Annotated in this window: 15 protein-coding genes; 9 read left to right on the forward strand and 6 right to left on the reverse strand. The window is 69.3% G+C overall.

Going from position 1 to position 13855, the window contains the following annotated elements; genetic code table 11:
• Positions 1-60 precede the first annotated feature (60 nt).
• Both ACFSXZ_RS21100 and ACFSXZ_RS21105 read right to left on the reverse strand, forming a co-directional pair.
• Entirely contained in the window at positions 61-1059 is a 999-nt protein-coding gene (locus tag ACFSXZ_RS21100; protein ID WP_378266833.1) for a DNA topoisomerase IB, read from the reverse strand.
• Positions 1040-1231 carry a DUF2795 domain-containing protein gene (locus ACFSXZ_RS21105; protein WP_378266834.1) on the reverse strand — a complete coding sequence of 64 codons (192 nt, stop codon included), beginning with the start codon at positions 1229-1231 and terminating at the stop codon, positions 1040-1042. The genes ACFSXZ_RS21100 and ACFSXZ_RS21105 overlap by 20 nt, the downstream gene beginning before the upstream one ends.
• 130 nt (positions 1232-1361) lie before the next feature.
• Between ACFSXZ_RS21105 and ACFSXZ_RS21110 the strand changes: the two genes are divergently transcribed.
• A complete protein-coding gene (locus ACFSXZ_RS21110) occupies positions 1362-2111 on the forward strand; it encodes a DUF427 domain-containing protein (RefSeq protein WP_378266835.1) in 750 nt (249 codons plus the stop codon).
• Between the two features lie 49 nt (positions 2112-2160).
• The gene (locus ACFSXZ_RS21115; RefSeq protein WP_378266836.1) at positions 2161-2868 is read left to right on the forward strand and encodes an MBL fold metallo-hydrolase; all 708 of its coding nucleotides are present in this window, start codon (positions 2161-2163) and stop codon (positions 2866-2868) included.
• Positions 2869-2903: 35 nt separating this feature from the next.
• Here ACFSXZ_RS21115 and ACFSXZ_RS21120 read toward each other — a convergent pair whose 3' ends face one another.
• The 3 genes from ACFSXZ_RS21120 to ACFSXZ_RS21130 all read right to left on the reverse strand — a co-directional run bounded on the left by ACFSXZ_RS21120 (position 2904) and on the right by ACFSXZ_RS21130 (position 5265).
• The gene (locus tag ACFSXZ_RS21120; RefSeq protein ID WP_378266837.1) at positions 2904-4019 is read right to left on the reverse strand and encodes a glycerate kinase; all 1116 of its coding nucleotides are present in this window, start codon (positions 4017-4019) and stop codon (positions 2904-2906) included.
• Between the two features lie 18 nt (positions 4020-4037).
• Positions 4038-4463 (reverse strand): hypothetical protein, encoded by a 426-nt coding sequence (locus ACFSXZ_RS21125; protein WP_378266838.1) that lies wholly within the window; start codon positions 4461-4463, stop codon positions 4038-4040.
• 61 nt (positions 4464-4524) lie between these two features.
• Entirely contained in the window at positions 4525-5265 is a 741-nt protein-coding gene (locus ACFSXZ_RS21130) for an alpha/beta hydrolase (RefSeq protein WP_378266839.1), read from the reverse strand.
• 180 nt (positions 5266-5445) lie between these two features.
• Between ACFSXZ_RS21130 and ACFSXZ_RS21135 the strand changes: the two genes are divergently transcribed.
• Both ACFSXZ_RS21135 and ACFSXZ_RS21140 read left to right on the forward strand, forming a co-directional pair.
• Positions 5446-6207: a lysophospholipid acyltransferase family protein gene (locus tag ACFSXZ_RS21135; protein ID WP_378266840.1), complete on the forward strand. Its 762-nt coding sequence runs from the start codon at positions 5446-5448 to the stop codon at positions 6205-6207.
• A gap of 20 nt (positions 6208-6227) precedes the next feature.
• Positions 6228-6737 carry a polyadenylate-specific 3'-exoribonuclease AS gene (locus tag ACFSXZ_RS21140; protein ID WP_378266841.1) on the forward strand — a complete coding sequence of 170 codons (510 nt, stop codon included), beginning with the start codon at positions 6228-6230 and terminating at the stop codon, positions 6735-6737.
• A gap of 28 nt (positions 6738-6765) precedes the next feature.
• On the opposite strand, the gene ACFSXZ_RS21145 is transcribed toward ACFSXZ_RS21140, so the two are convergent.
• Positions 6766-7842: a 3-deoxy-7-phosphoheptulonate synthase gene (locus ACFSXZ_RS21145; RefSeq protein ID WP_378266842.1), complete on the reverse strand. Its 1077-nt coding sequence runs from the start codon at positions 7840-7842 to the stop codon at positions 6766-6768.
• 277 nt (positions 7843-8119) lie between these two features.
• Between ACFSXZ_RS21145 and ACFSXZ_RS21150 the strand changes: the two genes are divergently transcribed.
• From ACFSXZ_RS21150 to tesB, 5 genes are all read left to right on the forward strand, one after another.
• Positions 8120-9145, forward strand: coding sequence for a 6-phosphofructokinase (locus tag ACFSXZ_RS21150; RefSeq protein ID WP_378266843.1), 1026 nt, complete (start codon positions 8120-8122; stop codon positions 9143-9145).
• A gap of 195 nt (positions 9146-9340) precedes the next feature.
• Positions 9341-10555: a glycoside hydrolase family 18 protein gene (locus ACFSXZ_RS21155; protein ID WP_378266844.1), complete on the forward strand. Its 1215-nt coding sequence runs from the start codon at positions 9341-9343 to the stop codon at positions 10553-10555.
• A 23-nt stretch (positions 10556-10578) separates the two neighbouring features.
• Positions 10579-11244, forward strand: a complete 666-nt coding sequence (locus tag ACFSXZ_RS21160) for a DUF2461 domain-containing protein (RefSeq protein WP_378266845.1) — start codon at positions 10579-10581, stop codon at positions 11242-11244.
• 109 nt (positions 11245-11353) lie between these two features.
• Positions 11354-12778: a pyruvate kinase gene (pyk, locus tag ACFSXZ_RS21165; RefSeq protein ID WP_378266846.1), complete on the forward strand. Its 1425-nt coding sequence runs from the start codon at positions 11354-11356 to the stop codon at positions 12776-12778.
• Between the two features lie 47 nt (positions 12779-12825).
• A complete protein-coding gene (tesB, locus tag ACFSXZ_RS21170) occupies positions 12826-13731 on the forward strand; it encodes an acyl-CoA thioesterase II (protein ID WP_378266847.1) in 906 nt (301 codons plus the stop codon).
• Positions 13732-13855 lie beyond the last annotated feature (124 nt).

Raw genomic sequence — 13855 nt, forward strand, 5'->3', positions numbered from 1 at the left:
ACCGGTGAAACAGGAGGTTTCGCGAGGGCAGTGACGGACTGCGCTCGCGAAACCTCTTCGTCAATCCCGCTCGTGGCCGTCGAGTAGCCGGATCACGGCGTGTTCCAGCTTTGTCCTGTCCTCGTCGCTGTCCATCCGATCAGGCAGTTCGACGGTGGTCCCTTGCCGGTAGGCATCGAGGACCCGGGGATCCACATAGGACTTCCGGGCCACGGACGGCGTGTTGCCCAGTTCCTCGGCCACCGTGCGCATCACCGACGCCCGCGTCCGCGTGAACGCTCGCTCCGACTTCGCCGGGCTCGCGGCGGCACAGGTGGCGGCAGCGAGGACGGTCGCGTGCCATGTGCGAAGGTCCTTGGCGGTGAATTCTTCGCCGGCCAGCTCCTTGAACCGCTCGTTGATCTGTTCGGCCCGGACCTCGTGCCACCCGTTCATGTCCCGGTAGACCAGCAATCGATCGCTGCTGGACTTGGCCCGCCGCAACGCCTTCACCAGCTTCGTCAGTTGAGCGTCGGTGATACTGATCGCCCGCTCGATACCGCCTTTGGCGGTATAGCGGAACTCCAGTCCGCCGCGACGGATGGTGACGTCCTTACGCAGCAAGGTCGCCGCGCCGCGGGTACCGTTCTCCTCGGCGTATTCCTCTCCGCCGGTGCGAAACACTCCCCGGTCGAGCATCCTCAGCGTCCCCGCGAGCACCCTGGTCCGGCCAAGGCCGTGCGTGTCCAGGTCATCGGCCACCCGGGCACGCCACTCGGGCAGCCGCTCGGCCAGTCGCAGCACCCGGTCGTGCTTCTCCTCGTCGCGGGCACGCCGCCACTGTTCGTGATAGAGATACTGGCGGCGACCCGCGTCGTCGATACCGACCGCCTGGATGTGCCCGTTCGGCCGGGGGCAGATCCACACCTCCCGCCACGCCGGCGGGATCACCAGGCCCTTGACCCGCCGCAGGGTTTCGTCGTCCAGGCGAGCACCCGTAGGATCGACATACCGGAAACCCCGCCCGTTCCGCCGACGCCGGATTCCCGGCGCCGAGATGTCACTCCTCGCCAGGCGCACAACGTACTTCCCGCGCCACCTCGTCGATGCCGGGGTAATCGCGCTCGGGCAGCGTGGCAAGGTGGCCGAGGACATCGTCGCCGGCCCCGCTCGCCGCGGCGTGGCGCAGCAACGCGGCCCGATCGCACGGAAAATCCAGGCCGGACAAGAAACTCCGCAACCGGTCGTCCATGCCCGGGAAATACCCTCCGTACCCGCCCCGGAAACCGGAAGCGGTTGTCGCGGAGGCTGCCCCGAAATATCTGGTGCCCCCGCCGGGTTTTCCCCTCTGTCAACTGCCGCGAGCGCGGGGAGGAAACGAGATGAGCGCCGATCGTGGACGGGTGCGAGTCGAACGCAGTGTGAAACGGGTCCGGGTGGTCTTCGGTGGCGAGGTCGTCGCCGACAGTGTCCGTCCGTTGCTGGTGTGGGAGGTGCCCTACTACCCGGCGTACTACCTTCCCCGTGAAGACGTCCGGGATGTCCTCGAGCCGACGGGGAACACGAAGCGTTCGCCGAGCCGGGGCGAAGGCAGGCTGTCCACCGTGCGCGTCGGCAAGCACGAGGCCGTCGAGGCGGCCACCGAGTACCCGGACTCGCCGATCGAGGAGCTGCGCGGCCACGTCCGGTTCGACTTCGCGGCCATGGACGCGTGGTTCGAGGAGGACGAGGAGATCTTCGTCCATCCGCGGAACCCGTACACCCGTGTCGACATCCTCTCCAGCTCCCGCCACATCAGGATCGAGATCGACGGCGTGACGGTGGCGGAGTCCACCCAGCCGCGGCTGTTGTTCGAGACCGGTCTGCCCACCCGGTACTACCTGCCGAAGACCGACGTCCGCCTGGATCTGCTCGAACCCAGCGACACCGTCTCTCGCTGCCCCTACAAGGGTGAAGCGGAGTACTGGTCGGTGCGCCTCGGTGACGCTCTCCACCAGGACGTCGCGTGGTTCTACCGGACCCCGCTGCCCGAGAGCCAGAAGGTCACCGGACTGGTCGCGTTCTACGACGAGAAGGTGGACGTGTTCGTCGACGGCGTCAAGCAGGACCGCCCGAAGACCAAGTTCGCCTGAGGCGACGACGGGGCCGGAGAGGAACGGCATGTGAGCTAGGGTCGGCCCCATGTCCGACCGCCTGTACTTCCGCCAGCTCCTCTCCGGCCGCGACTACGCGGCGGGCGACCCGGTCGCCACGCAGATGGTGAACTTCTCCTACCTCATCGGCGACCGCGAGACCCGCGAGGCGGTGGTGGTCGATCCCGCCTACGCCGTCGGCGACCTGCTGGACAAGCTGGCCGAGGACGACATGCGGTTGGCGGGAGTGCTCGCCACGCACCACCACCCCGACCACGTCGGCGGTGACCTGATGGGGATCAAGCTGCCCGGCCTCGCCGACCTGTTGGCCCGCGAGCCGGTGCCGGTGCACGTCAACCGGGACGAGAGCGACTGGGTCCGGCGCACCACCGGCGTGTCCACCACCGACCTGACCGTCCACGAGCACGACGACGTGGTGACGGTCGGCGCGATCGAAATCCGTCTGCTGCACACGCCCGGCCACACACCCGGCAGCCAGTGCTTCCTCGTCGGCGGGAGGCTCGTCGCCGGTGACACGCTGTTCCTCGAAGGCTGCGGCCGCACCGACTTTCCGGGCGGCGACTCCGAGGCCCTGTACCGGAGCCTGCGGTGGCTGGCCGACCTGCCTGGTGACCCGGTCGTCTACCCGGGCCACCAGTATTCGGCCGACCCCTCGGCCTCCCTGTCGTCGGTGAAGCAGCACAACTTCGTCTTCCGTCCCCGCTCGCTGGAGGAGTGGAAGGCGCTCCTGGGGTAGCTGTCGCGCGAAGCGCGTCCGTTGAGGGTGGTGGGCTAGGAGGCCGTCAGCCAGTCCGTGGCGACCTGGGCCGCCAGCCGTTCGAGCAGTTCGGCGGGATGCGCGAGGCATCGATCGATGTCGGGTTCGATGCCGGTCAGCGCGTAGGCCGCCGAAAAGCCATGGCGCGCAAGAACTTCCGGGGCCAGGGTGACGCGTCCGGCGACCGCCACGGCGGGGATACCGTGCGCCTTCGCCGCGGCGGCGACCCCGGCCGGGCCCTTGCCCCGCAGCGTCTGTTCGTCGACCGAGCCTTCACCCGTGATCACCAGATCGGTGCCGGTGAGTTTGTCCTCGAAACCGGCCAGCTCCAACACGACGTCGATGCCGGGCCGGAACACCGCGCCGAGCAGCGCCAGGGCGGCGAAACCGACACCACCGGCCGCGCCCGCGCCCGGTGCCTCCGCGAGGTCCGCGCCCGTCTGGGCCCGCACGACCGCGGCGAACCGTGCCAGCGCCCGTTCGAGAAGCTCGACCTCCGCGGCGGTCGCACCCTTCTGCGGGGCGTAGACGGCGGCCGCGCCATGCTCGCCGAGCAGGGGGTTGTCCACGTCACCGGCCAGCACGATGTCGGCTTCGCGGAGGCCGTCGAGGTCGATCCGGTCCAGCTTCAGCAGCGCCGCGCCACCGGGAGGCAGTTCGTCGCCGTCCGCGTCGAGCAGGCGTGCCCCCAAACCACGCACCAGCCCCGCGCCGCCGTCCGTGCTGGTGCTCCCGCCGATGCCGAGCACCACCCGCGTGCACCCGTCGTCGAGGGCCTGCCGGATCACCTCACCGACGCCGAGCGTGCTCGCGGTCAGCGGCGCGAGCCGGCCCCCGGGCAGCAGGCCGAAGCCGGACACCGCGGCCAGTTCGACGACGGCCGTTTCGCCCCGCCGCGCGTAACCCGTCGCCACCCGTTCCCCGGTCGGCCCCGTCGCGGTGAGGCGCACGTGCCGGAAACCGGCGGCGACCGCGGCCGCGACCGTCCCCTCACCGCCGTCCGCGATCGGGCATTCGAACACCTCGGCGGTGGGCACGACCCGGCGCAACCCGGCCGCCACGGCTTCGGCGACCCGATCGGCGGGCAGCGAGCCCTTGAACTTGTCCGGCGCGACGACCACTCGGGGCATGCGCCAAACCCTAAGCGCTCAGACCTGCGCGCCGTCCCCGTCGGTCGGTCCTTGTTTGACCCGCAGCAACGACAACGCGATCGCGGTGGCGAGGCAGAGGATGCCCAGCGGGGTGCCCACCGTCGTGCTGACCCCGATCAGGCCCGGCGCGATCAGCATGAACAACCCCACCAGGAAGAACAGCAGCACGACGAACGCGCCCTTGCCGGGGCGGGGCAAGGGTGGCGGATCCGGCGGCACGAAATGCTCGTCGGACTCGCTCGGGTCGTCACCCAGCACGACCTGGTCCCAGCCGTCGGCGCCGGAGCGCCAGCCCTGTTCCGGTCGCTCGGGGGCCGGTTCGTCGAGCGGCTCGTCGGCGAACCGGCCGACGCCCTCGGCCCGCAGATCGGCGACGATCGCCGCGAAGGTCGCGTCGACGTCTTCAGGATCCCGGCTGTTCATGCTCGTTCCTCCGCGACGTCACCCCGGTCATCTTCGCAGCCGCGGGTGGACACAAGGGGTGTCATGCCTCCTCCCTCATGAACTCCACGCTCCGTTCGAAGATCAATGGCGCGTCGTTGTCGAGGGTCGCTACGTGAAAACTGTTCTCCAGGACGACTTCGGTCGTCTTTTCGCTACCCACCGAATCCAGGATGATGCGCGAGTTGACCGGCTCCACGATGTGATCGTCCACCGAACGCAGCACCAGCAACGGTTGTGTGATCTTCGGCAGGTCCGTGCGGACCAGCCGCCAGGACCGGGCCAGGTTCGCCATGGCGCGCACCGGCACCCGGTCGTAGGCCACCTCCGTCACACCGGGCTTGGCGATGTCACCGGCGAGTCCGGGCGCGGAGCGCAGGACGAGCGAGAGCACCGGCAGCAGCTTGACGTCCCAGCGCAGGGAGGTGATCGACGGATTGACCAGCACCAGTCCGCTCACCTGCTCACCGAACTCCTCGGCGAGCCGGAGCGCCAGCGCGCCGCCCATCGACTGCCCGAAGACGAACACCGAGGAACAGTCCTCGCGCAGCGACAGCAGTTCCGCACGGACGGCGCCGTACCAGTCCGCCCAGCCGGTGCGGTTACATTCGGCCCACGTGGTGCCGTGTCCGGGAAGAAGGGGGCAGCGCACCGCGTAGCCCCGCTCCGCCAGGTATTCGCCCCAGGGCCGCATGCTCTGGGGAGACCCGGTGAAGCCGTGGCACAGCAGCACCCCCACCTCGCCCGACCCGGGGTAGGAGAACGGTTCGGCACCGGCGAGCATGATCGTCCGTCCTTCCCTCGTCCGAGACCGGATCACCATCGTCCCACGCCCATGCCCCATGTGGGGATAGCCTGCGCGCGTGTGACGTCTCGCGCACCCCGCCGGTGCCGGTTGTGCGGTGGTGGTGACGGTTCGTAGGCTGGGAGCACGGCGGCTGTGGCGGCAGGAGGGCGTGAAACGGTGCTGTACGGGTTGTTGAAGTACGTACTGCTGGGGCCGTTGCTCAGGCTGCTGTGGCCGACCAGGGTCACCGGCGCCGACAACATCCCCGAGCACGGTGGTGCGATTCTGGCAAGCAACCATCTCGCCGTCGCCGACTCGTTCTTCATGCCCGTGCGCGTGAAGCGCCGCGTCACCTTCCCGGCAAAACGGGAATACTTCACCGGGCGGGGGTTCAAGGGCCTGCTGAAGAAGTGGTTCTTCACCGGCGTGGGCCAGATCCCGATCGACCGTTCGGGGGGCTCGGCGGCGCAGGCCGCGCTGGACACCGCGATCCGGCTGCTGCGCGAAGGGCACCTGCTCGGCATCTACCCGGAGGGCACCCGCTCCCCGGACGGCCGTCTTTACAAGGGAAAGACCGGCGTCGCGCGGATCGCGCTGGAGGCGGGCGTCCCGGTGATCCCGGTCGCGATGATCGGCACCGACAAGGTCAACCCGATCGGGTCCAAGATGTGGCGGCCCCGGCGGCTGGAGATCCGCTTCGGGGAACCGCTGGACTTCTCCCGCTACGAGGGCCTTTCCGGCGACCGGTTCGTCGAGCGTTCCATCACCGACGAGATCATGTACGCGCTGATGGAACTGTCCGGCCAGGAGTACGTGGACATCTACGCCGCGCGGGCGAAGGAACTGATGGCCGCCGAGGAAGCCGGGGTGCGGCCTCAGGTGCCGTCGCAGCCCTCGGGAGCCGAGGCCGACCGGGTGCCGCAGACCAAGGTCGGCTGAGCACGGCCTAAGGTGCTCCGGTGCGATTCTTCTACGACACCGAATTCATCGAGGACGGCGTGACGATCGACCTGGTGTCGATCGGTGTGGTGGACGAACGGGGCCGGGAGTTCTACGCGGTCTCCACCGACTTCGACCCGGCGAAGGCAGGCCCGTGGGTGCGCGAGAACGTCCTGCCGAAACTGCCGTCACCGGCCGACCCGGCCTGGCGAAGCCGGGAGCGGATCCGTGAGGACCTGCTGGAGTTCTTCGGCAAGCCCGGCGGTGGAATCGAGCTGTGGGCCTGGTATGCCGCCTATGACCACGTGGCGCTGGCGCAGTTGTGGGGCGCGATGCCCGACCTGCCGCGCCAGCTGCCTCGCTTCACCCGCGACCTGCGCCAGCGCTGGGAGGACGCCGGCAAGCCGAAGCTTCCCGCGCCGGGAGGCGACGCCCACGACGCGCTCGCCGACGCGCGCCACAACCTCGAGCGCTGGCGGGCCATCGAAGCCCACCGGCTCCGTAAGCCGAACACCCGCCAAACTCTGTGACGGTGATTCCGGCGGCCATCGGCGCGGCTTAGCGACGGGACGCCACCGCCATCGCCAGCGTGTCGAGCAGGTGCTGGGTGGTGGACCAGTCCATGCAGGCGTCGGTGATGCTCTGCCCGTAGGTGAGCTGGTCCGCGTGGCCGAGCACAAGGTCCTGGCGCCCCGCCTCCAGGAAACTCTCCAGCATCACACCGGCGATACCGCGCTCGCCGTCACCGATACGCCCGGCCAGCTCAGCTGCCACCAGTGCCTGCCGCCGGTGGTCCTTGCCGCTGTTGCCGTGGCTGGCGTCGACGATCAGTCGCTCCGGCAGGCCGGCCGAGGACAGGCGCTCCAGCGTCTCGGTCACCGTCTCCGGGGCGTGGTTCGGCCCGCGTGAGCCACCGCGCAGGATGACGTGGCAGTCCGGATTGCCCGACGTGGTGATCAGCGCGGCCAGCCCGTCGGCGTTGATTCCCGGGAACACGTGGCTCGCCGCCGCCGCCCGCGCCGCGTCGACGGCGACCTGGACATCCCCTTCGGTCGAGTTCTTGATCCCGACCGGCATGGACAGCGCGCTGCACAGCTGCCGGTGCACCTGGCTGGCGGCGGTGCGGGCGCCGATCGAGCCCCAGCTCACCGTGTCCGAGATGAACTGCGGGGTGATGGGGTCGAGGAACTCGCAGCCGACCGGAAGGCCGAGCGCGGAGATGTCGAGCAACAGCCGGCGGGCGATCCGCAGCCCCTCGTTGACCGCGTAGCCGCCGTCCAGCCCGGGGTCGTTGATCAGGCCCTTCCAGCCCAGGGTGGTGCGGGGCTTTTCGAAGTACACCCGCATGATCACGTGCACCTGGTCGCGGAGCTTGTCGGCGTGCCCGGCCAGCCGCCGTGCGTACTCCAGCGCGGCGTCCGGGTCGTGCACCGAGCACGGGCCGACGATGACGATGAGCCGGTCGTCGATGCCGTTCAGGATGTCGGTGGTGGCGGCGCGGCCCTGGGCCACCGTCTTGGCGATGGCGACGCTCATCGGATGCTCCTGGCGGAGCAGGGCGGGTGAGATCAGCGGGCTGATCGCGGCGGTCCGCTGGTTGTCCAGGGAGTCCGCGGCGTCTGCGGGGATCTGCATGGCGGGTGGTCCTCTCGTGACCGGCCCGCGAGCACCGAGCCGGTCTGGTGTCCGGCTCGATGGGTGGAAGGTTCAGCGCGCGGCGATCTCGCCGGCTGGCCCACCCAGGGCCGGCCCGCTAAACCAGAAATAACGCCGTCGCACGAGAGAAGACCTTAGCACCGTGCGGGACGGCATCACCTCCGGTGGTGTGACCGCCCTTTACCGATCAAGGGCACCCCCGGCTACCCTGACGGTGACATCTGTGACGAAGGCTTATCTGGAAGGGACTGATCCCATGCGTGTCGGGGTGCTGACGGGTGGTGGGGACTGCCCGGGCCTGAACGCGGTGATCCGCGCGGTGGTCCGCAAGGGCATCGAAATCCACGGCTGGGAGATCGTCGGGTTCCGCAGCGGCTGGCGCGGGCCGATGACGGGAGAGAGCAAGTCGCTCGGACTCGGGGACGTCGAGGAGATCCTCACCCGGGGTGGCACCATCCTCGGCTCCTCGCGCACCAACCCGTACAAGGAGGAAGGCGGCGTCGACAAGATCAAGGCGACGCTCGCCGAGCAGGGCGTCGACGCGCTCATCGCGATCGGCGGCGAGGACACCCTCGGGGTGGCCAAGAGGCTCACCGACGACGGCGTCGGCGTGGTCGGCGTGCCCAAGACCATCGACAACGACCTGGCCGCGACCGACTACACCTTCGGTTTCGACACCGCCGTCCACATCGCCACCGAGGCGATCGACCGGCTGCGCACCACCGCCGAGTCGCACTTCCGGGCCCTGGTGGTGGAGGTCATGGGCCGGCACGCGGGCTGGATCGCGCTGCACTCCGGCCTGGCCGGCGGCGCGAACGTGATCCTGGTGCCCGAGCGGCCGTTCAAGGTGGACCAGGTCGTCGAATGGGTCGAGCGCCGGTTCGAGCGGATGTACGCGCCGATCATCGTGGTCGCGGAGGGCGCGCTGCCCGAAGGCGGCGCGGAAACCCTGACCAGCGGGGAGAAGGACGCCTTCGGTCACGTCCGCCTCGGCGGCATCGGCACCTGGCTGGCCGACGAGATCGCCCATCGCACCGGCAAGGAGTCGCGGGCCGTGGTGCTCGGCCACGTGCAGCGCGGCGGCACCCCGACCGCCTACGACCGGGTGCTCGCCACCCGCTTCGGCCTGCACGCGGTGGACGCGGTCGCCGACGGCGACTTCGGCGTGATGGTGGCCCTGCGCGGCACCGACATCGTGCGGGTCAAGCTGGCCGAGGCCACCGCCGAGCTCAAGACCGTGCCGCAGAGCCGGTACGAAGAGGCCGAGGTCTTCTTCGGCTGAGCTGATCTTCTCCGGAGAGAAAGCCGGGCCGCCGAGGCGGCCCGGCTTTCTTGTGGGAGTCCTTTGTGGCCACCGGTTTCGCGCCGCGAAGCCGACCCTCCTTTAGTAGGGAAAATACGTCTAGACCATTGATTTTTGGTCTAAACCACATAGCGTGAAACTGGTCCCCTTCTCCGTCGGATCAAGGGAGGGACCATGTTCCGGTCAGCCAGGACAGTCATCTACGCCATCACCGGCCTCTTCGCGGCGAGTCTGGTCACCGTCGCGGTGGCTCCGTCCGCCACCTCGGCTCCGCTCGCCAGTTCGGTGGGGAAGGTCGGGGGCTACTTCACCGAGTGGGGGGTGTACGGCCGCAACTATCACGTCAAGAACGTCGAGACGAGCGGTTCGGCCGCGAAACTGACCCACATCAACTACGCCTTCGGCAACGTGACCAACGGTCAGTGCGCGATCGGCGACTCGTATGCCGCCTACGACAAGTACTACGACGCCTCCAGTAGTGTCGACGGCGTGTCCGACACCTGGGACACGGGCGCGCTGCGCGGCAATTTCGGGCAGTTGACGCGGTTGAAGCGGATGCATCCCGGCCTGAAGGTGGTCTACTCCTTCGGCGGCTGGACGTGGTCGAGCGGGTTCACCCAGGCCGCGCAGAACCCGGCCGCCTTCGCCGACTCCTGCTACAACCTGCTCAACGACCCTCGCTGGGCCGGTCTCTTCGACGGGATCGACATCGACTGGGAATACCCCAACGCGTGCGGGAACTCCTGTGACAGCAGCGGGCGTGCGGCGTTCACGAACCTGATGGCAGCACTGCGCGCACGCTTCGGCGGCGAACTCGTGACGGCGGCGGTGACCGGCGACGGCACATCCGGCGGCAAACTCGAGGCGGCCGATTACGGCGGAGCGTCGGCCTATGTCGACTGGTACAACGTGATGACCTACGACTACTTCGGTGCCTGGGCCGCCACCGGCCCGACCGCGCCGCACTCGCCGCTCACCTCCTACAACGGTATTCCGACCGCCGGCTTCACCTCCGACACCGCGATCGCCAAGCTGAAGGCCGAGGGCGTTCCTTCCGGAAAACTGTTGCTGGGCATAGGTTTCTACGGTCGCGGCTGGACCGGCGTCGGCCAGGCCGCACCGGGCGGCTCGGCGACCGGCGCCGCGCAGGGCACCTATGAGGCGGGCATCGAGGACTACAAGGTTCTCAAGACCCGCTGCCCGTCGACCGGCACCGTCGGCGGCACGGCCTATGCGTTCTGCGGAAGCGAGTGGTGGGGCTACGACACACCGGCCACGATCGCGGGCAAGATCGGCTACGCCCGGGGGCAGAGCCTCGGCGGCGCGTTCGTCTGGGAGCTCTCCGGAGACACCCCCGACGGCGAACTCCTGACCGCCGTCGCGAGTTAGCGCGGTCGTTCTATCGTTGCGGTGTGAAGTTCGCGGGGTTCGGTGAGCATGCCGTCGAGTTCTACGACGGTCTCGTCGCCGACAACTCGAAGGCCTATTGGGACGACAACGTCGCGATCTACCGCGAGCACGTGCGCGGCCCGATGGAGGCGCTGGTCGCCGAGCTCTCGCCGGAGTTCGGAAAGGACTTCGGCGAGGGCAAGGTCTTCCGGCCTTACCGCGACGTCCGCTTCGCCAAGGACAAGACCCCGTACAAGACGCACTGTGGCGGGGTGATCGAGCAGGGCCGCGGGGCCGGCGCGTACTACGTGGAGCTTTCCGCGGCGGGACTGCGGGCCGGGGGCGGCTGTTTCCATCTGGAGTCCGACCAGCTGGCGCGGTTCCGCCAGGCCGTCGACACCGAAGTGCACGGCACACGGCTGGAGAAGATCCTGGCGAAGCTGCGCCGGTCGGGCTGGTCCATCGCCGGCGACACCCTGCGCACCCGGCCGCGGGGCTACGCCGAGGACCATCCGCGTCTCGGTCTGCTCAGGCACCGGTCGCTCTACGCCGTGCGCGTGTGGGACCCGGACGACACCCTGCACGACCGTTCCTGTCTCGACCGGGTCCGCACGGCGTGGCGGCAGCTGCGTGACCTCAACGAGTGGGCGCGTGACCACGTAGGGGTGACCGAGAAGCCTCGCCGGTGAGCCGAAAGGGTCCCGAAATTGCCCCGAAAGGCTCGAAAACAGCGTTCGACTTGACCGGTCGAGAGATCGGTACAGACGGCTCCGCGCCGAGGGGCTACGCTGTGGAGACGTGAGCCGACGCGCGAAGATCGTTTGTACTATGGGCCCCGCCACCGCCACGGCCGACAAGATCGCCGCCCTGGTGGACGCCGGGATGGACGTGGCGAGGATGAACTTCAGCCACGGGAGCCACGGCGACCACAAGCAGGTCTACGACCTGGTGCGGGCCGCCGCGGCGGAGACCGGCCGCGCGGTCGGCATCCTGGCCGACCTGCAGGGACCGAAGATCCGCCTCGGCACGTTCGCCGGCGGTCCGGTCGAATGGCGCACCGGCGATGTGGTGCGCATCACCGTCGAGGATGTGGCGGGCACGCACGACCGCGTGTCGACGACCTACAAGGGCCTGGCCCGCGACGCCAAACCCGGCGACCGCCTGCTCGTCGACGACGGCAAGGTCGGCCTCGTGGTTACCGGTGTCGAGGGCCCGGACGTGGTGTGCGAGGTCACCGAGGGCGGCCCGGTCAGCAACAACAAGGGCGTCTCGCTGCCGGGCATGGACGTGTCCGTGCCCGCCATGTCCGAGAAGGACATCGAAGACCTGGAGTTCGCCCTCGAACTGGGCGTGGACTTCATCGCGCTGTCGTTCGTGCGCTCGCCGGCCGACATCGACCAGGTGCATCAGGTGATGGACCGGGTGGGCAAGGGCAGGCTCCCGGTCGTGGCCAAGCTGGAGAAGCCCGAGGCGGTCTACAACCTCGAGGCGATCGTGCTGGCCTTCGACGGCGTGATGGTCGCCCGGGGCGACCTCGGTGTCGAACTGCCGCTGGAGCAGGTTCCGCTGGTGCAGAAGCGGGCGATCCAGATCGCGCGGGAGAACGCCAAGCCGGTCATCGTGGCCACCCAGATGCTCGATTCGATGATCAACAACTCGCGCCCGACCCGCGCCGAGGCCTCCGACGTGGCCAACGCGGTGCTCGACGGCGCCGACGCGGTGATGCTCTCCGGTGAGACCAGCGTCGGCCGCTACCCGATCGAGACCGTCCAGACGATGGGCCGGATCGTCGAGGCGGTCGAGACCGACTCGCCCACCGTGCCGCCGTTGTCCCACGTGCCCCGCACCAAGCGCGGCGTGATCTCCTACGCGGCGCGCGACATCGGCGAGCGGCTCAACGCCAAGGCCCTCGTCGCCTTCACCCAGTCCGGGGACACCGTGCGCCGTCTCGCCCGGCTGCACACGCGGCTGCCGCTCCTCGCCTTCACCCCGGAGGAGAGCGTCCGCAGTCAGCTCTCGATGACCTGGGGCACCACCACGCACATCGTGCCCAAGGTGGGTTCGACCGACCAGATGATCCAGCAGGTCGACCACGCGATGCTGGAGATGGGCCGCTACCAGCCCGGCGACCTGGTGGTGATCGTGGCCGGTTCCCCGCCGGGCACCATCGGCACCACCAACCTGATCCGGGTGCACCGTCTTGGTGAGGACGACCACGCTTAGGCGCTTTTCCGGCCTCGTCGCCGGTTTGCCCGGTTAGGGTTCGCCCTATGACTGAGCTGGCGAGGAAAGCCGCGGTCGAGGAGGACCAGGCCGAGGGCAGCGGGCAGCGGGTGCTCGACCGCCTGGTCGCCCTGCTGGATCTGGAGCAGATCGAGGAGAACATCTTCCGGGGTGTGAGCCCGGCGCGCTCCTCGGTCCGGGTGTTCGGCGGACAGGTCGCGGGGCAGGCGCTCGTCGCCGCGGGGCGCACCGTGTCGGCCGAGCGCAAGGTGCATTCGCTGCACGCCTACTTCATCCGTCCCGGCGATCCGAGGATTCCCATCGTCTACGAGGTGGACCGGATCCGCGACGGCCGCTCGTTCACCACCCGCCGGGTCGTCGCGGTCCAGCGCGGCAAGGCGATCTTCTCGCTTTCTGCGTCGTTCCAGACGCCCGAGGACGGCATCGAACACGCCGACGAAATGCCCGAGGTGCCCGCCCCGGAGACGTTGCCGACGATGGCCGAACGGGTACAGGGCTTCCCCGGACTGCCCGCCGCCCGATGGCTGCCCCGCCCGATCGACATCCGGTACGTCAACGACCCGCCGTGGGTGACCCGGGGCACCGGCCGCCGCACCTCCAGCAACCAGGTCTGGATGCGGGCCGACGGCAAGCTGCCGGACGAGGATCTGCTGCACGTCTGCGTGCTCACCTACGCCTCCGACATGACCCTGCTCGACTCGCCGCTGGCGCGGCACGGGGTCTACTGGGAACTGGACAAGGTCGTCGGCGCGAGCCTCGACCACGCGCTGTGGTTCCACCGGCCGTTCCGCGCCGACGAATGGATGCTTTACGAGACCTCGACTCCGAGCGCCTCGGGTGGCCGGGGGATGGCCACCGGCCGGTTCTTCTCCGCCGACGGCGGGCTCATCGCGACGGTCGTGCAGGAAGGGCTGCTGCGGGTCCGCGACTGATCCCTTACCCCGGCCGGTCCCCGCGCCGCCGGGTAAGGGGCCCGATCGCCCCCGCTGCGGCGTGATCGTCCGATGCCGCGGCGGCCCCCTCAGGAAGAACCTGGGACCTGGTGGAAAAACGAAC

Origin of the sequence: Amycolatopsis pigmentata (assembly GCF_042684065.1) — a bacterium.
Classification (GTDB): Bacteria; Actinomycetota; Actinomycetes; order Mycobacteriales; family Pseudonocardiaceae; genus Amycolatopsis_E; species Amycolatopsis_E pigmentata.

Bases quoted from the DNA above. Each gene is read 5' to 3' on its own strand.
- ACFSXZ_RS21105 (WP_378266834.1), bottom strand. From the start codon at position 1,231: ATGGACGACCGGTTGCGGAGTTTCTTGTCCGGCCTGGATTTTCCGTGC.
- ACFSXZ_RS21110 (WP_378266835.1), top strand. From the start codon at position 1,362: ATGAGCGCCGATCGTGGACGGGTGCGAGTCGAACGCAGTGTGAAACGG.
- ACFSXZ_RS21115 (WP_378266836.1), top strand. From the start codon at position 2,161: ATGTCCGACCGCCTGTACTTCCGCCAGCTCCTCTCCGGCCGCGACTAC.
- ACFSXZ_RS21120 (WP_378266837.1), bottom strand. From the start codon at position 4,019: ATGCCCCGAGTGGTCGTCGCGCCGGACAAGTTCAAGGGCTCGCTGCCC.
- ACFSXZ_RS21125 (WP_378266838.1), bottom strand. From the start codon at position 4,463: ATGAACAGCCGGGATCCTGAAGACGTCGACGCGACCTTCGCGGCGATC.
- ACFSXZ_RS21130 (WP_378266839.1), bottom strand. From the start codon at position 5,265: ATGCTCGCCGGTGCCGAACCGTTCTCCTACCCCGGGTCGGGCGAGGTG.
- ACFSXZ_RS21145 (WP_378266842.1), bottom strand. From the start codon at position 7,842: ATGCAGATCCCCGCAGACGCCGCGGACTCCCTGGACAACCAGCGGACC.
- ACFSXZ_RS21150 (WP_378266843.1), top strand. From the start codon at position 8,120: ATGCGTGTCGGGGTGCTGACGGGTGGTGGGGACTGCCCGGGCCTGAAC.
- ACFSXZ_RS21155 (WP_378266844.1), top strand. From the start codon at position 9,341: ATGTTCCGGTCAGCCAGGACAGTCATCTACGCCATCACCGGCCTCTTC.
- tesB (WP_378266847.1), top strand. From the start codon at position 12,826: ATGACTGAGCTGGCGAGGAAAGCCGCGGTCGAGGAGGACCAGGCCGAG.